Below are 19,840 nucleotides of genomic sequence, written 5' to 3'. Positions count from 1 at the left end.
AGGCCTCGGGCGAACTACTCTGGCGCGTGGGTTCGGTGCTGTTCGCCCTCGCGTCGTCCGACGCCACACCCGAGATCGAGGCGCTCGAAGAGGAGTACGCCCCCAAGTTCGCCGCACATGAAGACCGAATTCACCTGAACAGCGCGCTCTCCGAGCGCGTGCGGTCAATTTACGAGCAGCGCGACGCGCTTGGGCTGCGCGACGACCAGCTCAAGCTGGTCGAGGACTACGAGCTGCGATTCCGCCTCGCCGGCGCCACCCTCAGCGATGCCGACAAGGAGCGTCTCGCGGAGCTCAACCAGCGCGAGGCCCGCCTGCAGTCGCAGTTCGTGCGACAGCTGCTCGCCGACACGAACGAGCTCGCGGTCGTCGTCGACGACGAGTCCGAGCTCGACGGCCTCGACCCGGCCGACAAGGCCTCGGCGCTCGAGGCCGCGACCGCGGCCGGGCTCGAGGGCAAGTACCGCATCACGTTGACGCTGCCGGTCGGGCACGCTTGGCTCGCGAAGCTCACCAACCGGGCCCTGCGCGAGCGCATCTACCGTGCCTCGCGCAGCCGAGGTGCGCGCGACAACGGCAACAACAACTCGGCGATTGTGCGCGAGCTGCTGCAGCTACGGGCCGAGAAGGCGACCCTGCTCGGCTTCGACACCTACGCCGACCTCCGGCTCGTCGACTCGACCGCAGGGTCGAAGGATGCGGTGAACGAGCGCCTCGCGCGTCTCGGACGCGCTGTAGCCCCGAGCGTCGAGCGCGAGCAGGCGAAGCTCCAAGAACTCGCTGGCGACACCCCGATCGAGCCGTGGGACTGGGCGTTCTACGCCGAACAGGTGCGCGAGCGCGACTTTGACGTTGACGAGACCGCCCTGCGCCCGTACTTCGAGGCCGGTCGGGTGCTCGAGCAGGGGGTGTTCCGGGCCGCCAACCTGCTCTACGGCATCACGTTCAGTGAACGCGAGGACCTCGTGGCGCACCACCCCGACGCGCGCGTCTTCGAGGTGTTCGACCAAGATGGCAGCGGCCTCGGGCTCTACATCGTCGATCTCTACGCCCGCGACGTGAAGCGCGGCGGCGCCTGGATGTCGACCTACCTGCAGCAGAACGAGCTGTTCGGGCACAAGACCGTCGTGTTCAACATCCTCAACGTCACGAAGCCGCCGGCGGGTGCGCCGACGCTGCTCACCTTCGACGAGGTCGAAACGCTCTTCCACGAGTTCGGCCACGCGCTGCACGGGCTGCTCGCCCACACGGTATACCCGGCGCAGTCGGGCACCGAGGTGAAGCGCGACTTCGTCGAGTTCCCGAGCCAGGTCAATGAGTCGTGGCTGCTCCACCCCGAGATCCTGCCCGGGTACGCCCAGCATTACGAGACGGGCGAGGCGCTGCCGGAAGCGGTCGCGGCCAAGCTTCGGGCCGCCGCGACCTTCAACCAGGGTTTCCTCACCGCCGAGAACGTGGCCGCGAGCACCCTCGACCATGCGCTCCACCAGCTCTCGCCCGACGAGGCCGCGAATGTCAGCGACCTGGCCGAGTTCGAGCAGCGCGTGCTCGCCGACGCGGGGCTCGACTTCACCGCGGTACCCCCTCGATACTCGATCACATACTTCCAGCACATCTTCGGCGGCGGCTACGCGGCCTCGTACTACGGCTACCTCTGGTCGGAGGTGTTCGACGCGGCCTCGGTCGACGTGTTCGAACGCTCCGACGACCTGGCGGCCACCGGTCGCCGTTTCCGCGAGGCCGTTTTGCAACCGGGTGGTTCGCGCGACGAACTCACGATGGTGCGTGACTTCCTCGGCGAGGAGCCGAGCATCGCACCGCTGCTGCGTCGCCGGGCGCTGCTCGAGGGTGAGGACGTCTAGTCCCAGACATCGCGGGTGAGCCGAAGCTCAACATCGATCGCGGTCTCGTGGTCGTAGTCGAGGTGCTGGAACGCTTGCCCCAACGGGAATGCCGACGTACGGCTCGTTCGCAACTGCTGGGTCGATATCGGCGCCCGTGCCGCCCGCGTTGCTCGAGGTCGCGCATCCGGTCGTGATGAGCAGGCGTGCGGACGCCGCTGCGGCGTTCCTTCAGCGTTGCCTGTCGTCTCGCATTGCAGTTCTGCTGACTGCTAGCCCTGCGAGTCGCGGGTCAATCGGATCTCGTAGTTAAGCGGAGTCGCGTAGTCGAAGTCGGAGTACTGGAAGGCCTGACCCGAGACACGCACGCCATTGCCTTCGAACACGACCTTCCCCGGGTCGACATTGGACGGCATGTTCGACTTCTCGGCTGACGAATACCAGAGGAAATTGTCGTACGACGTACTGCTCGGGGTGGCCTGCAGCTGCTGAACCGTGCCGTCGGTGTCGATACGAATTGCAATGTATGGTTCCTCAGCTGAGTTCACGTTGCCGTAGGCGTAGACCGCGTAGTACTCGTTCGGCTGGCAGTCGACATCCCAGTCCATCCCGCTCAGGTCGGGCCCACCGTCCCAGGTCACAACCTCGCCCCACGCCGAGGTGAAGTCGACACCGACCTGGTACCAGTTGCCGTCGGCAGGGTCGATGTCGGCCTTCGCGCTGCTCTGTGGCGCGCAGCCGGCGGTCAACAGCATGACCGCACTGACCGCCGCGACCGTGCCTACCCCATTGCCAAGCTTGCCTCGCATGCCGTACCCCCGTCTTCGCTAGTCCGTGGTGTCGCAGGTGAGCGTGACGTCGTAGCTGACGGGCGTGGCGTAGTCGAAATCGTCGTACTCGTACGTCTGGCCGGTGATCGTCACCTTGCCATCCTTGAAGTCGGGCCCCGACGTTTCGAGGGCAGTCGATTCACCCTCGTGCTCGTTGACCCAGTACCAGTACCGCACTGTCGAGGTACCGTCGTCAGGCGCGTACTCGAAGCGCTCGAACTTCCCCTCGCCATCGACGAGCACGAAGATGTACCCGCCGTCGTCGTTCGACGCGGTAACGCGGTAGGTGCCGGTCGCGTCGGGCGAGCAGGTGACCTGCCACGAGGTGCCCGTCACGTCTTCGCCGTCAAGCTTGATGCTGTCAGCGCCGTCGCTATCGCCACTTCCGCCGCCCGAGGTGCTGCTCGGCGTCGGATCGGGCTCGGTCGTCGGCGTCGGCGTCGGGTCGGGCTCGTCATTACCGGGCAGCGCAAACGGGAGGTTACTTCCGTCGGACTCCGGGCGTTCGGGCTCGGGATCGCTGCCACCAGGCTGCGAGCACGCCATCAGTGCCATGAGGGCCGCCGAAATCCCGCCGACGGACGTCAGCGCGCGTCGCGTTCGTGAAGTCACTGGCCCTCCCAAGTACCTCGTTGTGTCGACTAGAGCTTCGAGTCGCAGGTGAGCTTGATCTCGAACTGCGCGAGGTTCGAGGTGTCGTAGTCGAGGAACGCCTCGCCGCTCACCTCAAAGTCCATGCCCTCGAACGACACCTTGGGCGGGTCGCTCTCAGACAGATCGCTCGAGTAATAGAGCGAGGAACCTTCCACCGGCACCACCATGACGTAATCGACATTGCCGTCGCTGTCGAGCGAAACGCTGACGCTGTTGTTGTCGGCGGAGTAGTCATCGCCCTCGATGTCGCTCGCCATGAGGTAGTCATCCATGCACGTGACCGTCCAGTTCGAGTCCGACAGGTCGACGTCGCCGTACTTCACGACCGAGGTGCCGTCGCCACCGCCAGAGCCACCCGAACTGCCCGAATCGCTGCCCGAGCCAGAGTCGCTACTCGAGCCCGAGTCGCTGCCGGTGGTCTCGGTGGGCCCGGTGTCGGGCGTCGTGCTGCCGCCGCCGCTTGCCGTCAGATTGAAGGGCATGTTGCTGCCGTCCGACTCCGGTCGGTTCGCGTCGGCCTCGGGCGAATCGGTGTTCGAGGTCGAGCAGCCGACGAGCAGGGTCATCGCGGCCAGCGCGGCGATGGCACCGCTCGCGTGTCGCAGGTTCGCTCGCATTGCGTGCACCTCTCCTAGGAATCTCTTCAGGTTACTTGTTGGTTAGAACGACGAGTCACACACGAGCGTGATCTCGAAGTCCTCGTACTCCGTGAACTCGTAGTCGACCGTACCGGTTCCGCTCGCCTGCATTTCAACGCCCGGAGTGTAGCTCGCGGTGGCGGCAAGCTCCGGGTAACCGGTGACGCCGTCCGAGTAGTAGAGCGAGTAGTTGGTGTCAGAGTCGATCATGACGTAATCGACCGAGCCGTCGGCGTTGAGCGAGACTGAGACGCTGTGGTAGTCGTCGCCATCCTGCCCATCAAAGACGTAGCCATTGGCGTAGTCGTCGGTGCACGAGACGTCCCAGTCCTTGTCAGAGAGGTCGACGTCGCCGTACTTGACGACGTTGCCGCTGCTCGAACCGCCCGAACCACCGGAGTTGCCCGAGCCGCCAGTGTCGGTCGTGGCCTCCGGGGCGTCCTGAGTTGCGTCGGGACCGTCCAACGTGGGCGGCGGTTCGATGGGCGACGGGGTGCCCTCCGGTTCGGTCGTGGCCGAATCCTCGCCCCAGGAAAACGGTGGGGCGGGGCGCGTCGAGCCCGCCTCATTACTGCTCGACGAATCGTTGTCGCCCGCTTCGGGAGAACTGGAAGGCGCGCAGGCCGTGAGGCCGAGAGCGGCCATCGGGATCATCGCGGCAGCAAACAAACTTTGCAGAAGTCGGTCGTTCCGAGGCACGGTGACGTCCTTTCAGGGGGTAACTCGTGGCAGTGATTGCCACGAAAGCCAAGTTACCGACTCGTCGTTCTTGTGTCGTCGGCCTGTGGGCGGAGGCGACCGCCAACCATCGGCGTCGGCAGCTATGCCGATGCGCAGGTTACCGAGAACGAATAGATCGTATCGGCATTCGTGCCTGCGGCGTCGGGGCCAAACTCGAGACCACGCCCGGTCGACGACAGCGTCGATGATTCGACGTCGAGCGAGCCACTGCCCTGACCTGCGCCGGGGTTCACCGTGAGGCCGGTGTTCGTGTGCGAGCTGCCGCCGGCTTCGCCCGAGGACAGCATGAGCGAACTCAGCGAGGTGGGCGACGAACTGAGCAACACCAGCGTGAGGTGCAGGTCGCCGTCGGTTGCCGAGGCGATGATCGTCGGGTTCGCGTCGAGGCCAGAGCAGGAGACACGCCAATCGAGGTCGCTGTAGTCTTCGTCGCCCACCTCGAGAGTGGTGAGTTCGGATGCGCGCGGTCCGTCGTCGGCCGACTGCGTCGGCACGACTACCTCGGAGCCGTCGGTTGGCGCGGGCGCGGCCTCGCCACCAAACTCGCTCGTGTTCATCGGTGGCTCGGTGTTCGGCTCGTCGAGCGTCTGAGCCGACGGCGACGCCGAGCTACTCGGAGTGCCGCCTGTCTCGGTGCAGCCAACGAGCAGCGAGCCCACGGCACACAGCACCGCCGCCCCCAGCAGGGCGGTGGCTACGGAACGCTGGCGAAGCGGCATGAGTGGAGCTCCAGGCGGATTGCCGAACAGGTGCGACAAATTCTACCTGGCCGCTCAGTCGCTGCGCGCGCCCCTCGTCGTGCCGGCTACGCCGACTTCTCGTTCGGAACGGCCTTCGGCGGCTTCGGCACGATGGTCGGCGCCGCGTTCTTGCGCACCACATCGGCCGTGATCTCGACCGCGCCGACGTCTTCACGCGAAGGAATGTCGAACATGATCGGCCCGAGCACCTCTTCGAGGATCGCGCGCAGGCCGCGCGCGCCGGTCTTACGCTCGACCGCGAGCGTCGCGATCTCGCTCAGCGCCTCTTCGGTGAACTCAAGCTCGACGTCGTCGATCTCGAACATGCGCTTGTACTGGCGCACGAGCGCGTTGCGGGGCTCGGTGAGGATGCGCACGAGCGCGTCCTCGTCGAGGGGTTCGACGGTCGTGAGCACCGGGAGTCGGCCGATGAACTCGGGGATGAGCCCGAACTTGTGGAGATCTTCCGGTTGCACGTCAGAGAAGACGTCCTCGGTGATGTGCGGCGTGTGCAGGGGCGAGCCGAAGCCGATGCCCTTCTTACCGGCGCGCGACGAGATGATGTCTTCAAGCCCAGCGAACGCGCCGGCGCAGATGAACAGCACGTTCGTGGTGTCGAGCTCGATGAACTCTTGCTGCGGGTGCTTGCGGCCTCCCTGCGGCGGCACCGAGGCGGTCGTGCCCTCGAGGATCTTGAGCAGCGCCTGCTGCACGCCCTCGCCCGAAACGTCGCGCGTGATCGAAGGATTCTCGGCCTTGCGTGCAATCTTGTCGATCTCGTCGATGTAGACGATGCCGGTCTCGGCACGCTTGACGTCGTAGTCGGCCGCCTGCAGCAGCTTGAGCAGGATGTTCTCGACGTCCTCGCCCACGTAGCCGGCCTCGGTCAGCGAGGTCGCGTCGGCGACCGCGAACGGCACGTTGAGGCGGCGCGCGAGCGACTGCGCCAGATAGGTCTTACCGGTGCCCGTGGGGCCGATGAGCAAAATGTTCGACTTCGCGATCTCGACGTGCTCGTCGGACTGCTGCTCGTCGACCGCAGCGATCTCGCTGCGCGAACGGATGCGCTTGTAGTGGTTGTAGACCGCCACCGACAAGGCGCGCTTCGCGGCTTCCTGACCAACGACGTACTGCTGCAGGAACTCGAAGATGTCGCGCGGCTTCGGCAGCTCGAGCTCCGAGACCTCCTCGCCAACTTCTTCGCTCATCCGCTCGCGGATGATCTCGTTGCACAGTTCAACGCATTCGTCGCAGATATAGACGCCAGGGCCAGCAATGAGTTGCTTGACCTGCTTCTGGCTTTTTCCGCAGAACGAACACTTGAGCAGGTCGCTGCTCTCACCGATTCGTGCCATGAGTTCCTCCCAACGCGGTGCGACCCAGCCTAACGCGACCACCCGACAATGCCGAGAGCGACGCACGCCAGGTTACGTTCGCCTACCGCGAGCAAACTGCGCCGAAGCACCTGGACGTACGTGGATGGGTCGAGGCCGAGCCTGCGCCGGAGGATCGCGGTGCCCGCCCACTGCAAGCCAGCGATGCCGAGCAGCATGCTGCTTTGGATGCTCGTTCCCTGCGATGTTCCACCCTGTCCGGTGCCGGTGGTACGGGCCACGGTGACCACCCGACGTAAGCCAATATGAGAGCTGCCCTGTCTAATTCGGGAAGTCGACGAAGTCGCTCGGGAACGAGCCCACGTAAGCCAGGTGGTCAGAGCTCTTGGCCGCCGACTGCGTCGCCATCGCACTGTCGCTCCCCCGCGCCTCCTGCCCATCGCGCGAAGCGGAGTGGCGCCCGCGCGAATTACCGAGCGTGACGCATCGTGACGTCGGGCGCTCGCCGGGTGCGAATTCCGGCGGCCGCCCGGCGCATACTGGCCCTAGTTCCGGCCGCTGCACACCCACCCGCGGCCGACAAGGCAGGAGCACGACGATGACGCAGACCACGCCGACGGCACCGAGCGACGAGACGGCCTTCGCGAACGACTGGCGCGAGTGGCGCGCGAGCCGCGAGCAGCACCTGCGCGACCCGAAGGGCTTCCTCGCGATCACGAGCCTGCTCTGGCTTGGCGAGGAGCCCATCTCGGCGTCGGATGCGCCCGGCGCCTGGACCTCAATCGACGACGTCGTGCGGGTCTCCCTCGCCCAGGGCGAGTGGCTCGACCTCGACGGCGAGCAGATCACCGGCGAGTACGAGTTCGCCCCGATTCCCGAGCGCGGCGGCGTGCTCGTGCGCTTCGATGGCGGCTGGATCGAGGTCGCCAAGCGTGGCGGCTTCGACATCATCCGCCCACGCCGCGACGACGCGAGCTTCCTCGACACCTACACCCAGACCCCGGCCTTCGAGCCCGACGCGCAATGGCGCCTCGACGCGACCTTCCTGCCATTCGACGAGCCCCGGCCCGTCACGGTGGACGGTGCCGTCGATACGATTCAGCACGTCTACGACTCCCCGGGAGAGCTCGAGTTCACCGTCGATGGCGAGACGCACCGCCTGCTCGCGTTCCCGGGCCGCGACGACGGCTTGCTCGTGCTGTTCAAGGATGCGACGAGCGGCGTGACCACCTACGGTGCGCTGCGCTCGCTCGCAGTGGGCGCACCCGACGCCGACGGCCACACCCAGCTCGACTTCAACCGCGCGAGCAACCTGCCCTGCGCCTACACCGACCTGGCGACCTGCCCACTGCCGCCCGCCGAGAACCGCCTCGACTTTGCGGTCGAGGCCGGCGAGCGGACACCGCTCGAGCGCAACCACGCCGCACCGACTGAGATCGGCCTCGAACTCGTCGACGCCGCTCCCGCCAACTAGCACTAGCGCACTCGGCACCGGGTGCCGACCGCCTGACGTTCGACGCCTGCCTCGGCGCGGGCTTCGCCACGGTGCTCGATTCCTCCGTCATTGCCTTCGTCGCGCCGGTGGCGCCGGCATCATCAGCGCGCATGGCCGCCGCGAACTGGGGCGCCGCGATCTACCTGCGGCACGGCGCGAAGGCGGTCGCGGCCGGCCTGGCGTCGCAGGTGCTCAGCATCTGCGGGTGGCCTCGCCCTCGCGCTGACCGCGTGCCTCGCGCGGCCACCTTGAAAGCAACGATCGCCCCACTGTCACGGGCGCTGAGGTAGCGCCGAGACAGTGAGGCGATCGTGAGTGCGGTTGCCGCGGTGCCGAACTAGTCGACGATGACCGGCTGCGCGCCCTTGCGGCTCGTCAGCACCTGGTCGATGAGGCCGTACTCAAGGGCCTCGTGCGCCGAAAGGATCTTGTCGCGCTCGATGTCGCTCGAGATCGACTCCTGGTCTTTGCCCGAGTGCTTCGAGAGCGCCTCTTCGAGCCACTTGCGCATGCGCAGCACCTCGTTGGCCTGAATCTCGATGTCGGAGGCCTGACCCTGGCCCTGGCCGCTCACGGCGGGCTGGTGGATGAGCACGCGCGCGTTCGGCAGCGCAAGGCGCTTGCCCGGCTGACCGGCGGCGAGCAGCACGGCGGCGGCCGAGGCTGCCTGTCCGAGGCAGACGGTCTGTACCTCGGGGCGGATGTACTGCATGGTGTCGTAGATTGCGGTCATGGCCGTGAACGAGCCACCGGGCGAGTTGATGTACATCGTGATGTCGCGGTCAGGGTCCTGCGACTCGAGCACGAGCAGCTGGGCCATGACGTCATCGGCCGAGGCGTCGTCGATCTGCACGCCGAGGAACACGATGCGGTCCTCGAAGAGCTTGGCGTATGGGTCCTGGCGCTTGAAACCGTAGGCCGTGCGCTCCTCGAAGTTCGGCAGGATGTAGCGCGAGCTCGGCATGTTGTCGGCTGCGCCGGATGCGGGGTAATTGAACACTTTGGTAGTCCTTCTTCCTTCGCGCCTAGTTCTCGTCGCCCGGCTTCGAGGCTTCGCCCGGGTCGCTCGAGATGCGACGGTCGGTGCCGCCACCGCCGACGACCGAGGTGGCCGTCTCGGAGATGTGGTCGACGAAGCCGTACTCGAGGGCCTCTTCTGCGGTGAACCAGCGGTCGCGGTCACCGTCTTCGTTGATCTGTTCGACGGTCTTGCCGGTGCGCTTCGCCGTGATCTCGGCGAGGCGCTGCTTCATGTCAAGAATCAGCTGCGCCTGGCGCTGGATGTCTGACGAGGTGCCGCCGAAGCCGCCGAGCGGCTGGTGCAGCAGCACACGGGTGTTCGGGGTGATGTAGCGCTTACCCTCGGCACCCGCGGTCAGCAGCAGCTGACCCATCGACGCGGCCATACCCAGGCCGACCGTGACGACGTCATTCGGCACGAGCTGCATGGTGTCGTAGATCGCCATGCCCGCGGTGACCGAGCCACCGGGCGAGTTGATGTAGAGGTAGATGTCGCGCTCCGGGTCTTCCGCCGAAAGCAGCAGCATCTTTGCGCAAATTTCGTTCGCGTTGTCGTCTCGAACGTCTTCGCCCAACCAGATGATGCGGTCCTTCAGGAGTCGGTCGAAGACACTATTCGGCATTTGCAGTTCAGCCACGGATGCTTCTCCTTCGTAGGTCTCCTGAAAAACCTAGCCGAGGGGACCTTGAGGATTCGCACCTGTTCGCCGTGGGCGTGGACGAGCATCCGCAGCCGGAAACGACGGCGCCGGGCCGGTCACAATGACCGACCCGGCGCACGCGTGCGAACTACTTGCTCTCGTCAGCAGCCTCGACGGTTTCGACCTCGGCGTCAGCCTCGGTTTCGGTTTCAGCCTCGGCCTGCTTCTCGCGAGCCTGCTTCACGACGGCGGTGTACTCCGAGATGTCGACCGCGTTGCCGGCGGTGTCAACGACCTCGGCGTCCTCGAGCACGTAGAGGATCGCCTTCGAGCGGGCAACCTCGCCGATGATCTGCGGCATCTGGTTGTTCTGCTGAAGCACCTCGACGTACTGCTGCGGGGCCATGCCGTACTGCGACGCCTGCTGGAACAGGAACTCGGTGAACTCGTTCTGCTCAACCTCGACCGACTCGGCCTTGATGATCTCGTCGAGAATCACCTGCTGCTGGAACGACTTCTGGGCCGACTCGCGCACCTCTTCGCCGTGCTTGTCGTCGGGCTGGAGACCCTCGGACTCGAGGTGGCGGGCCACCTCTTCCTCGATCATCTGCTCGGGAACAGGCACCTCCGTCGACTCGATGAGCGCGTCGATGGCCTTCGCGCGGGCCTGCTCAACCTGGGCGAAGGTCTTCTTCTTCGCGGCCTGCTCGCGCAGGTCGTCGCGCAGCTCGTCGACGGTGTCGAACTCGCTCGCAAGCTGAGCAAAGTCGTCGTCCACCTCGGGGAGCTCGCGCTCCTTGACCGAAGTCACGGTCACCGAGATCTCGGCGGTCTCGCCGGCGCGGTCGCCGCCGAGGAGGGTCGAGTTGAAGGTGGTGTCCTCACCGGCAGTGAGGGTCAGGAGCGCCTCGTCGGTGCCCTCGAGCAGCTCGCCCGAGCCAACCTCGTGCGACAGGCCGGTGGCCTCGTCGACGATCTCGTCGTCGATCTTCGCGACGAGGTCGATGATGGCGAAGTCGCCGTTCTCGATCGGGCGGTCAACGGTCTTCAGGGTGCCGAATCGCTCGCGCAGAGTGGTGAGCTCTGCCTCGACGTCCTCGTCGGTGACCTCAGCGGCGTCGACCTCGATCTTGAGGCCCTTGTACTCGCCGAGCTCAACCTCGGGGCGCACGTCGACCTCAACGGTGACGATGAGGTCGCCCGAGAAGTCCTTGAGGTCAGGGGTCTCGGTGACGTCGGCCTCGGGGCGGCCAAGCGGCAGCAGACCCGACTCGTTGAGCGCGCGCTGGTAGAAGGTGTCGAGACCATCGTTGATCGCCTGGTCGACGACGACCTCGCGGCCGACGCGCTGGTCGATGATCTGGTTCGGCACCTTGCCCTTGCGGAAGCCTGGAATCTGAACCTGGTTCGCGATGGCCCGGTATGCCCCGTCAAGGTAAGGCTTGAAGTCCTCCGGCGTCACGTTGATCGTGAGCTTGGCATGGGTCGGGTTGATCTTGTCGACCGTGGTCTTCACGTGCGAATTCTCCTGCGGATAGGTGGGGGCCGATCGAGCGGCCAGAGCATGGTGATGGCGCCGAACCCGAAGTCGAGTCACGTTGCGGCACACAAACAGCGTCTAATACTACGCGCCGCAGATGAAACTGCCCGAATTTCCCTTTCTGCCGGAAAAGACGGATGCGGTGGCCGCGCTCGAGCGCAACCACCGCATCCGCCTGGTCGAGGTCAGGATTACTCAGTCAAGCCGTTGACGTAGTCCTGATTCTCGCTGATCCACTCTTCGACGATCGGACCGTAGTCGTTGCCGTCGTACTCGTTAAACATCGCGTTCTCGAGCGAGTAGAGCGTCTCCGAGTCCATCTTGAAGTCGGTGATCCACTGCGTCACGTTCGGGTGGGTGTCCCCGAACTCTTGTGAGCTGAAGCTGTAGATCGACTCCGTCTCGCCGAGGGTGCCCTCCGGGTCCTCGAGATCCTTGATGTCGTACTCGTCGTAGGCCCAGTGCGGACGCCACAGCGTGACGACGATGTTCTCGCCCGACGACATCGCCGAGTCGAGTTCGGCGAGCATCGCCGGCGTCGACGAGGTGATGTATTCCATGCCCTCGAGGCCGTAGGTCGGGATCACGTTGTCCTTCGTGGCCGCCGTGAGGCCCGCACCCGGCTCGATGCCGTAAATGGTGTTGCCGAACTCGTCAGCGTGGTCGGCGAGCTCGTCGATCGAATCGATCGGCGCATCCGCGTTCACCGCGAAGGTGAGCACGGCCTCGTCGTTCCACGCGCCGAGCTGCGTGATCTGGTCGCCGTATTCCTCGATGTACTGGGCGTGCGTGATCGGCAGCCAGGTGTCGAGCAGGAGGTCGTAGCGGCCCTGCGAGAGGCCGATGTACCCGGCGACGGCGTCGACGTACTCGAGGTTGACGGTGTAGCCCTTCTCCTCGAGGATCGCCTTCCACAGCTCGCTGACGGCCTCACCCTCGGGCCAACCGGTGAAGACACCAATGGTGACCTCGGCTTCGTCCCCGTTGTCGGGGCCGGAGCCCTCCGCGGGGCTCGGGATGAGGTTGGCGACGACCACCGCGACGATGACGGCGATGGCGACGATCTTGCCCCACAGACCGCTGAAGCGCGACTTGCCGATCGAGCCGGTGATGCGGTCCAGGATCATCGCGAGGATCACGACCGACATGCCGGCCTCGAAGCCGAGCGCCACATCCGCAGTACCGAGCGACGAGGTGACCTGCTGACCGAGGCCACCCGCGCCGACCATACCGGCGATGACGACCATCGACAGCGAGAGCATGATGACCTGGTTCACACCGGCCATGATCGACGGCATGGCGAGGGGCAGCTGCACCTGGCGCAGGATGCGACCAGGCGTCGCGCCGAACGCGTAGCCAGCCTCAACCATTTCCTTGTCGACGCCGCGAATACCGAGCTCGGTCATGCGCACACCCGGCGCGACCGCGAACAGCACGGTCGCGAAAATGCCGGGAACCGGGCCAACGCCGAAGAGGATCAGCGCCGGGATCAGGTAGACCATGGCGGGCATGGTCTGGAGGAAGTCGAGCACCGGTCGGATGACCGAGGAGGCTCTCGCGGACTTCGCGGCCCAAATACCGACCGGGATCGCGATGATCAGCGCCAGCACACTCGCGACGAGCACGAGCGACAGCGTCGACATCGCGTTGCCCCACTGGTCGACAAAGTAGATGAAGAACAGGCCGATGATCGACCCGACCGCGAGTTTCCAACCCTTCATCATGAAGGCGAAGGCCGCAATGAGGATGATCATCACCCAGAACGGGGGCCAGTTAAAGAACGTGTTGAGTGCGTCGTAGAAGAACTCAAGTACGACTCGGACGACGTCGAAGAAGCCGCCGAAGACCTGGACAATCCAGTCAACTGCGATTTCGATCCACGTGCCGAATGGTGCGCGCCAGAACGGTTCGCTCATCGGGTGGCCTCCTCTCCGGGCTCGGTGCTCGATGCTTCGGTGGCAATCGCCTCCGCGGCGGTCTCAGCGGTTGCTCCCTCGGGCACGACCGGCAGCTGCGGGTCGGTGAGGGCCGCACTCTGCGGCAGGTCGAGCGTGCCGGTGTTCGTCGTCATCGAGCTCAGCAGCGCAACGCGAGGCACAATGCCGAGGATGCGCTCGCGCTCGTCGACGACGGGCAACGGCATCGAGGTGTCAACCGACGCCTCGAACAGGTCGCTCAGGATGTCGTCGGGCTTCACGCGCGGAATCTCGCGGTCGACGATGTCGGAGAGGTGCACATCCCCGCGGCGACGCGCGCGGCCGATCTGCGCCTCGGTGACGCCACCGACGAGCTTGTTGCGCTCGACGAGGAACACGCCCGACACCTGCATGTCGCGCATGACCTTCGCGACGCCGTTGACGCCGACGCTGAGCGGCACGACCGCGAGGGCCGGCTGCATAACCGCCGAGGCGGTGAGCACGCGCGAGCGGTCGACATCCTGCACGAACTGCTCGACGTAGTCGTTCGCCGGGCTTGTGAGGATCTCCTCGGGGGTACCTATCTGCACGATCTCACCCGCGCGCATCACGGCGATACGGTCGCCGAGGAACATGGCCTCGTTGAGGTCGTGGGTGATGAAGACGATGGTCTTGCCGAGCTGCTGCTGCAGGTCGACGAGCTCCTCCTGCATTTCGCGACGGATCAGCGGGTCGAGCGCGCTGAAGGCCTCGTCCATGAGCAGGATCTCGGTCTCGGCACACAGGGCGCGGGCGATGCCGACGCGCTGCTGCATACCGCCAGAGAGCTCGTTCGGGAACGAGTTAGCCCACTGGTCGAGGCCGACGGTCTCAAGCACCTTGCGGGCCTGTGCCTCGCGCTTGTCCTTCGGCACTTCCTGGACCTCGAGGCCGAAAGCGACGTTTTCGAGCACCGTGCGGTGCGGGAAGAGCGCGAAGTGCTGGAAGACCATCGAGATGTGCTCACGGCGGATCTTGCGAATCGTCGCCGGATTCGCCCCGACGATTTCCTGACCGCGCACCTTTACCGAGCCGGACGTCGTCGGGTTGAGGCCGTTGAGCATCCGGATAAGCGTCGACTTTCCGGAACCCGACAGCCCCATGACGACGAAGATCTCGCCCGGTTTCACATCAAAACTCGCGTCGATCACGGCTGCCGTTGAGGCAGGCGCGAGATCATCGCGAGTGGCGCCCTGCTTAAGACGCTCTACAGCCTCCTTAGGCTGCCTGCCGAACACCTTGTACAGGTGCTCAACCGAGATGGCTGTGTCTGGCACGAACGCTCCTTTTGGGTTAGTCGTCGCCGCGCACGCAAATCGCACACGAGGGATGCTCTCGGGCATCCACTTGATTCGGTACGGTGGCTCACATCGCCGAGCGATGACATCACGTCTCAAACTCGGCGGGTTTCACCGCAAATGGCGCGGGAGCGCAGAGCTCACCGCGGCGCAATTTGGGCGGGGGTGCGCCCGAATCACGGCTCAATAGCAAAGCAATACTACCGACTTGGCTGTTTCCAACAGCCGCCGGGAAGCGCGGATCGGCCGGTTTCGCGGGGTTGTCGCGCGCGTCCATGGCCGTTGGATCCTTGCGCTTACAAGCGAGTTGCGCGTGCGGGGGTATCGTTATCAAGACGTTAATTCTTCGTGCTGCCTGGCCCCAATTCTGCGGGGTTGTGGTGCGAGCGCGATGGTCACGTCAGTTGGCTCGCCTCGGTGCCGTTGCCGCAGGGCGCATCACGGAGATGCGTGCCCGAGGCCGCCGATCGCACGAACCGAAGGGAGCCGCGCGGATGACGTCGCCGAAGGCCGGACAGGATCCCGAGCGGACGCCAGACAGTGCCTGGGCTGAGGTGAATCCGTTCACTTCGGTGTTGCGGGTCGGCCCCGCGAATCGAGACCACGAGGTTGCGATACGGTGCACGATTACCGTGCTCGTGCCGCTGTTGGTGCTGCTGCTGACCGACCGCCTGGATCTCGTCGTGTTCGTGTCGTTCGGCACGTTTCCTGGCATCTACGGGCGCAACCTTGCGCACGGGCCACGGCTGCGCATGCAGCTGCGCGCCGGCGTGCTCATGTTCGCGACGCTGATGTCGGCGACGATCATGGCGCGGCTGTTCGATGGGATGCCCGGGGAAGCCTGGATCGCCGTGGCGTGCACCTCGGTCATGGCCGCGTTGAGCGCGCTCGTGGCGCAGTACTGGCAGCTGCGGCCCGGCGGTGCGATCTTCAACGTGTTCGCATTTGGCGCGGTGGTTGCCGTGCCGCAGCAGCCGATGCTGTGGGAGGCCGCGCTCGCGACGTTCGTGGTGATCGTCTGGGCCGTGTTGATGGGGGTGTCGTCGCGGTTGCTCGGACGGCGCTTCCGCCAGCCGATCGTCTGGCCACGGGAGGCGACGTTCGTTGGTCGGCCGCATGCTACGTATTTCACGGATGCTGGGCTCAACTTCGTCGCCGCGGGCGCGGCCGGGTGCGTCTCGCTGTCGTTGAGCCAGCCGTGGAACATCGACCACACCTACTGGGCGCAGTTGGCGGCGGTCGTGCCGCTCGCCGGCCACACGACCAAACATGCGGTGAATCGCGGTTTTCACCGCATTATTGGCACGTTTCTTGGCTTGTTTGGCACCGCGCTGATTCTCTGGCTGGCACTGCCGGTGTGGGCACTGATTCTCGTGATCGCGCTGCTGCAAGGGCTGACCGAGCTGTTCGTGTTGCGCTCGTACGTGCTCGGGCAGGTGTTCGTCACTCCCCTGGCGCTCGTGTCGATCGCGCTGGCGACGGTTGGGAGCGGTGGGTCGGTGCACGCGACTGGGCTCGTGTACGACCGGTTCATTGAGACGGTGATTGGCTCGCTGATCGGCGTTGTTGTCGTGTTGGTTCCGTGGGTTGTGCGACGGCGGAGGCGGGGTTAGTCGGCTGGTTTCCGCGCATGTCGGAGGGTCGTGCGAGAGTGAAGTTGAGTTAGGGATGACTCGCGGATGGTCGGAACGTCGAACATCCGCTCCGACAGAATTAGAACATATGTTCGCTTTCAATATCTCGCATATGCGTATATACTTGCTACAACGGTTCCCCATTGACGCACCTTCGAGGAGGTGACGCCCGATGACCGCAACGACACCCGACGATGACTCCCCCGAGCTGCCTCGCCGTGCAAAGAAGCACCGACCCGACGGCACCACACCCGAGCCTGAGACCGACGGGCTGAACGAACTGTTCAGCGACATGACCGGCACATTCGTCGGTGTGTTCAAGGCAGTGAAGGCCGGCGAGTTCGCGATGACACTCATTCTTGCGAAGGCGTACGAGGGCGCGGAACTGCGCACGACCTGGCAAACCGAGGGGCGCAGCTATGTCGCGAACTACGACGAGCAATTGCGCCTCAACCTGCGATCGGTGCTCGCAAGCTTTGGGGTGCCGACGAACCTGTCCGACGTCGCGCTCATCAATCGCGCCTATGACGCGCACCGGTTGACGACTGAATTCGGCAACTGGTGCGAGCCCCTGCAAGCCGTCGAAGTGACGATGCAGCATGCCGGAGCGCTCCTGCGCCACGCAAACAAGGTTCCCGAAGACCGTCGCGACGAGTACTCGGAGCGCGTCCTCGACTTCGCTCGCACCGCAACTGTCGGGCAAACCGAGACCTTCGCGAAGAAGCTCGCCGCTGAGCTCGGCGCGGCGGAGTTCGAGGAAACCTGCGAGCGCGAATACGCCGAGCGCCGCGTGACAATCGAAGACGTCGACTTCGGCATGACGGTCATCACCGCGACCGTCCGCACCGGCGAGGCGCATGCACTCTACGACCTGCTCACGAGACAGGCAATCGTGCTGCGCGACGAGCACCGCGACGACGCGAAAGCGCACCGTCAGCGAGTGCGCGAGGCTGCGGACACCGGCACTGCTCTGTCTTCTGCCGACGCCGAGTTCGTCGAGGATCCCCGGACGCTCGACCAGATACGGGCCGACCTGTTCATCGAGACGATCCTCACTGCGACGCCGCAGAGCATCCTCGAGTCCCACACCGAGGGCGCGGCCCGCATTACCGCCAACGTGAGCATCCTCATCCCGGTCATGTCGCTGCGCAACCCCGACGCACCGCGCGATGTCGCCACCATCAACGGCATGAACCCGATGAGCATGGCGGAGGCCCGCGAATTCGCGGGCACGGCATCCTGCTTCCATCGGCTCCTCACCGACCCGATCACCGGGCACGCACTCACCGTCGACACACGAAAACCGACCGCCGAGATGCGAAGGTTCCTGCAAGCTCGCGACCAAACGTGCATCTTCCCGGGCTGCCGCAGATCAGCGACTCAAAGCGAACTAGATCACACGCACCCATGGGCCGCCGGAGGAAATACCAGCGTCGGCAACATGGCACACCTCTGCGTGCGCCACCACACGCTGAAACATCAGAAGCCGTGGAGATGCCGGCACAAGGGCAATGGCGACATGGAATGGATCCCGCCGTTCGGCGACCCCATTACCGTCCAACCGGCGCGCGTCGGCCCGGTCTTCGAGCCGGTCGAAGACCCGGCGCCCTTCTGACGGAGAAGGACTCTGCCCGAATGACGGCTCCAGCGAAAATGGTCGGGATGACAGGATTTGAACCTGCGACATCCTGCTCCCAAAGCAGGCGCGCTACCAAGCTGCGCCACATCCCGATGTGTTTCCACACGTGTGATCCCCGAAGAGATCAGCCTCACGAAGTTACCACGCCCCAAGAGTGTTCACCAACGCGCTCGGTAGCCTGAAGTGGTGAGTAACAACGGCACCTGGGACTGGCTTCGCGCGCCCGTTGAGGTCGCTGCGCCCCGATTGCTCGGCTGCAACGTCGTCCGCGAACTCGACGGGAGCATCCTTCGCGCGCGCATCGTCGAGGTGGAGGCCTACGACGAGGAAGATCCCGCCAGCCACACTCACCGCGGCCCCACCGCACGCAACGCCGCGATGTTCCTAGCGGCCGGCCACGCGTACGTTTACCTCAGCTACGGCATCCACCACTGCCTCAACGTCGTCGCAGGCGAGGCCGGGCACGGCGCCGGCCTCCTCATCCGCGCCGTCGAACCGCTCGAGGGCGAAGACGTGATGCTCGCGCGCCGAGGCACGCCGCGCCGCCAACTCACGAACGGACCCGGCAAGGTCTGCGCCGCCCTCGGCATCGACCTCTCGCTGACGGGCCACGACCTCGCCTTGCCGCCGCTGCAGCTTGAGCGCGAGCCCGAGCGCCCAGCCAGCGACATCGTCGTCACCACGCGCATCGGCATCAGCAAGGCGGCGGAGACACCCCGTCGCTTCTATCTCGCCGGATATCCGGATGTTTCGCGCAAATGACACATTCGTGAGCATCGCTGCGCCCCTTGGTTACGATCGACGCACGCCTATCAGGAGCACGCATGACCACTGCGAACACCACCCGCACTACCGAACAGCTCGTCAGTGAGCGCTACCGCGCCGACCTCGATTCGCCCGTCGCCGACGGCACTGAGACGATCGATCTGCAGCTCGCCCACCGGTCGGTGCGCGAGTTCCTCCCCGGCGAGATCTCGGATGCGCAGCTGCGTCTCATCGTCGCCGCGGCACAGTCGGGCTCGGTGTCGTCGAACCTGCAGACGTGGAGCATCATCGCGATCCGCGACGAGGCCCGCAAACGTCGGGTGTCTGAGGCCATCGGAGGGCGCTCGTACGTCGAGCACGCCGCCGTGTTCCTCGTCTGGGTCGCGGACTACCACCGCGCAGTGCAGATCGCGCAGCAGCGTGGCTCCGAGGTCGAGACCGTGAAGTACCTCGAGAACACGCTCGTCTCGTTCGTCGACGCCGGCATCAGCGGGCAGAACGCGTTACTCGCCGCCGAGTCGCTCGGCCTCGGCGGGGTGTTCGTCGGGTCGATCCGCAACAACCCGCCCGGCGTGGTCGAGGAGCTCGGGCTGCCCGAGCACGTGTTCCCGATTGTCGGACTCGCGATCGGCGTGCCCGACCCCGACGAGGCGGCAAGCACGAAGCCCCGCCTCCCACAGTCGGCCGTGCTGCACGAAGAGACGTATGACGCGGATGCCTGGTCGGATGCGTCGGCCGAGTACGAGACGCGTCTCGCTGACTACTTCGCGAACTACGACAAGCCCGACTACAGCTGGGCCCGCACGCTCGAGCGCCGCATCGGCAACGTGAAGGGCCTCTACGGCCGCGAGCGGATGCGCGACTGGCTCGGCGAGCAGGGCCTCACGTCGCAGTAGCGGCGACGCCATTAGTGAGGGGATGACGGGGATCGAACCCCGCACGCCGATGAAGCGACGCATCGCGTCGCGCGGCGGGCGCCGGCGAAGCCGGTTCCCGGGTTCTGAAGATTCCCGAAGACCCGACAGACGCAGCGAAGCTGCGGATGGAGGGGATGACGGGAATCGAACCCCGCACG

At 65.4% G+C, this 19,840-nt stretch carries 18 protein-coding genes and 1 tRNA gene; 7 read left to right on the top strand and 12 right to left on the bottom strand.

Annotation, left to right across the window (positions count from 1 at the left end; genetic code table 11):
- On the top strand, positions 1-1,862 hold a 1,862-nt coding region (locus tag QM019_RS11050), incomplete at its 5' end, for a M3 family metallopeptidase (protein ID WP_282853037.1).
- Positions 1,863-2,113: 251 nt separating this feature from the next.
- Here the strand turns inward: QM019_RS11050 and QM019_RS11045 are convergent.
- From QM019_RS11045 to clpX, 6 genes are all read right to left on the bottom strand, one after another.
- Positions 2,114-2,650 (bottom strand): hypothetical protein, encoded by a 537-nt coding sequence (locus QM019_RS11045; protein WP_282853036.1) that lies wholly within the window; start codon positions 2,648-2,650, stop codon positions 2,114-2,116.
- Positions 2,651-2,668: 18 nt separating this feature from the next.
- Complete coding sequence (locus tag QM019_RS11040) at positions 2,669-3,283, bottom strand: hypothetical protein (protein ID WP_282853035.1); 615 nt, start codon at positions 3,281-3,283, stop codon at positions 2,669-2,671.
- 29 nt (positions 3,284-3,312) lie between these two features.
- A complete protein-coding gene (locus QM019_RS11035; RefSeq protein WP_282853034.1) occupies positions 3,313-3,942 on the bottom strand; it encodes a hypothetical protein in 630 nt (209 codons plus the stop codon).
- 42 nt (positions 3,943-3,984) lie between these two features.
- On the bottom strand, positions 3,985-4,608 hold the full coding sequence (locus QM019_RS11030; RefSeq protein WP_282853033.1) for a hypothetical protein: 624 nt from the start codon (positions 4,606-4,608) through the stop codon (positions 3,985-3,987).
- 176 nt (positions 4,609-4,784) lie between these two features.
- Positions 4,785-5,423 (bottom strand): hypothetical protein, encoded by a 639-nt coding sequence (locus QM019_RS11025; RefSeq protein ID WP_282853030.1) that lies wholly within the window; start codon positions 5,421-5,423, stop codon positions 4,785-4,787.
- Between the two features lie 86 nt (positions 5,424-5,509).
- On the bottom strand, positions 5,510-6,799 hold the full coding sequence (gene clpX, locus QM019_RS11020; protein ID WP_282853028.1) for an ATP-dependent Clp protease ATP-binding subunit ClpX: 1,290 nt from the start codon (positions 6,797-6,799) through the stop codon (positions 5,510-5,512).
- A 577-nt stretch (positions 6,800-7,376) separates the two neighbouring features.
- Here clpX and QM019_RS11015 point away from each other — a divergent pair.
- Positions 7,377-8,252: a DUF1684 domain-containing protein gene (locus QM019_RS11015; protein ID WP_282853027.1), complete on the top strand. Its 876-nt coding sequence runs from the start codon at positions 7,377-7,379 to the stop codon at positions 8,250-8,252.
- Between the two features lie 71 nt (positions 8,253-8,323).
- Positions 8,324-8,563, top strand: a complete 240-nt coding sequence (locus tag QM019_RS11010) for a hypothetical protein (protein WP_282853026.1) — start codon at positions 8,324-8,326, stop codon at positions 8,561-8,563.
- A gap of 47 nt (positions 8,564-8,610) precedes the next feature.
- Here the strand turns inward: QM019_RS11010 and QM019_RS11005 are convergent, their stop codons facing one another.
- The 5 genes from QM019_RS11005 to QM019_RS10985 form a co-directional block, all read right to left on the bottom strand.
- Positions 8,611-9,237: an ATP-dependent Clp protease proteolytic subunit gene (locus tag QM019_RS11005; protein WP_193127904.1), complete on the bottom strand. Its 627-nt coding sequence runs from the start codon at positions 9,235-9,237 to the stop codon at positions 8,611-8,613.
- 61 nt (positions 9,238-9,298) lie between these two features.
- Positions 9,299-9,916 carry an ATP-dependent Clp protease proteolytic subunit gene (locus QM019_RS11000; RefSeq protein ID WP_125107407.1) on the bottom strand — a complete coding sequence of 206 codons (618 nt, stop codon included), beginning with the start codon at positions 9,914-9,916 and terminating at the stop codon, positions 9,299-9,301.
- A gap of 166 nt (positions 9,917-10,082) precedes the next feature.
- Complete coding sequence (tig, locus tag QM019_RS10995) at positions 10,083-11,450, bottom strand: trigger factor (RefSeq protein WP_282853024.1); 1,368 nt, start codon at positions 11,448-11,450, stop codon at positions 10,083-10,085.
- A gap of 215 nt (positions 11,451-11,665) precedes the next feature.
- Entirely contained in the window at positions 11,666-13,390 is a 1,725-nt protein-coding gene (locus QM019_RS10990; RefSeq protein ID WP_125106464.1) for an ABC transporter permease/substrate binding protein, read from the bottom strand.
- Entirely contained in the window at positions 13,387-14,706 is a 1,320-nt protein-coding gene (locus QM019_RS10985) for a quaternary amine ABC transporter ATP-binding protein (RefSeq protein ID WP_282853022.1), read from the bottom strand. Before QM019_RS10985 ends, QM019_RS10990 begins: the two co-directional genes overlap by 4 nt.
- A 515-nt stretch (positions 14,707-15,221) precedes the next feature.
- On the opposite strand from QM019_RS10985, the gene QM019_RS10980 reads away from it, so the two are divergent.
- Positions 15,222-16,340: an FUSC family protein gene (locus QM019_RS10980; protein WP_282853021.1), complete on the top strand. Its 1,119-nt coding sequence runs from the start codon at positions 15,222-15,224 to the stop codon at positions 16,338-16,340.
- 193 nt (positions 16,341-16,533) lie between these two features.
- Positions 16,534-17,976, top strand: a complete 1,443-nt coding sequence (locus tag QM019_RS10975) for an HNH endonuclease signature motif containing protein (protein WP_282853020.1) — start codon at positions 16,534-16,536, stop codon at positions 17,974-17,976.
- A 39-nt stretch (positions 17,977-18,015) separates the two neighbouring features.
- On the opposite strand, the gene QM019_RS10970 is transcribed toward QM019_RS10975, so the two are convergent.
- Positions 18,016-18,092: transfer RNA gene (locus QM019_RS10970), tRNA-Pro, on the bottom strand.
- A gap of 94 nt (positions 18,093-18,186) precedes the next feature.
- Here QM019_RS10970 and QM019_RS10965 point away from each other — a divergent pair.
- Entirely contained in the window at positions 18,187-18,762 is a 576-nt protein-coding gene (locus QM019_RS10965; protein WP_282853019.1) for a DNA-3-methyladenine glycosylase, read from the top strand.
- Between the two features lie 62 nt (positions 18,763-18,824).
- Positions 18,825-19,661: an NADPH-dependent oxidoreductase gene (locus QM019_RS10960; protein ID WP_282853018.1), complete on the top strand. Its 837-nt coding sequence runs from the start codon at positions 18,825-18,827 to the stop codon at positions 19,659-19,661.
- The last annotated feature ends 179 nt before the right edge of the window (positions 19,662-19,840 follow it).

The sequence above is a fragment of the Gulosibacter sediminis genome (genome assembly GCF_030011715.1).
In the GTDB taxonomy this organism is placed as follows: domain Bacteria; phylum Actinomycetota; class Actinomycetes; order Actinomycetales; family Microbacteriaceae; genus Gulosibacter; species Gulosibacter sediminis.
Note: the sequence above shows the minus strand (reverse complement) of the source record. Positions and strands in the feature narration are given on the sequence as shown.

Bases quoted from the DNA above. Each gene is read 5' to 3' on its own strand.
- QM019_RS10960 (WP_282853018.1), top strand. From the start codon at position 18,825: ATGACCACTGCGAACACCACCCGCACTACCGAACAGCTCGTCAGTGAG.
- QM019_RS11045 (WP_282853036.1), bottom strand. From the start codon at position 2,650: ATGCGAGGCAAGCTTGGCAATGGGGTAGGCACGGTCGCGGCGGTCAGT.
- QM019_RS11025 (WP_282853030.1), bottom strand. From the start codon at position 5,423: ATGCCGCTTCGCCAGCGTTCCGTAGCCACCGCCCTGCTGGGGGCGGCG.
- QM019_RS10990 (WP_125106464.1), bottom strand. From the start codon at position 13,390: ATGAGCGAACCGTTCTGGCGCGCACCATTCGGCACGTGGATCGAAATC.
- QM019_RS10980 (WP_282853021.1), top strand. From the start codon at position 15,222: ATGACGTCGCCGAAGGCCGGACAGGATCCCGAGCGGACGCCAGACAGT.
- QM019_RS11015 (WP_282853027.1), top strand. From the start codon at position 7,377: ATGACGCAGACCACGCCGACGGCACCGAGCGACGAGACGGCCTTCGCG.
- QM019_RS11000 (WP_125107407.1), bottom strand. From the start codon at position 9,916: ATGCCGAATAGTGTCTTCGACCGACTCCTGAAGGACCGCATCATCTGG.
- QM019_RS10975 (WP_282853020.1), top strand. From the start codon at position 16,534: ATGACCGCAACGACACCCGACGATGACTCCCCCGAGCTGCCTCGCCGT.
- clpX (WP_282853028.1), bottom strand. From the start codon at position 6,799: ATGGCACGAATCGGTGAGAGCAGCGACCTGCTCAAGTGTTCGTTCTGC.
- QM019_RS11005 (WP_193127904.1), bottom strand. From the start codon at position 9,237: ATGCCGAGCTCGCGCTACATCCTGCCGAACTTCGAGGAGCGCACGGCC.
- QM019_RS11035 (WP_282853034.1), bottom strand. From the start codon at position 3,942: ATGCGAGCGAACCTGCGACACGCGAGCGGTGCCATCGCCGCGCTGGCC.
- QM019_RS11030 (WP_282853033.1), bottom strand. From the start codon at position 4,608: ATGGCCGCTCTCGGCCTCACGGCCTGCGCGCCTTCCAGTTCTCCCGAA.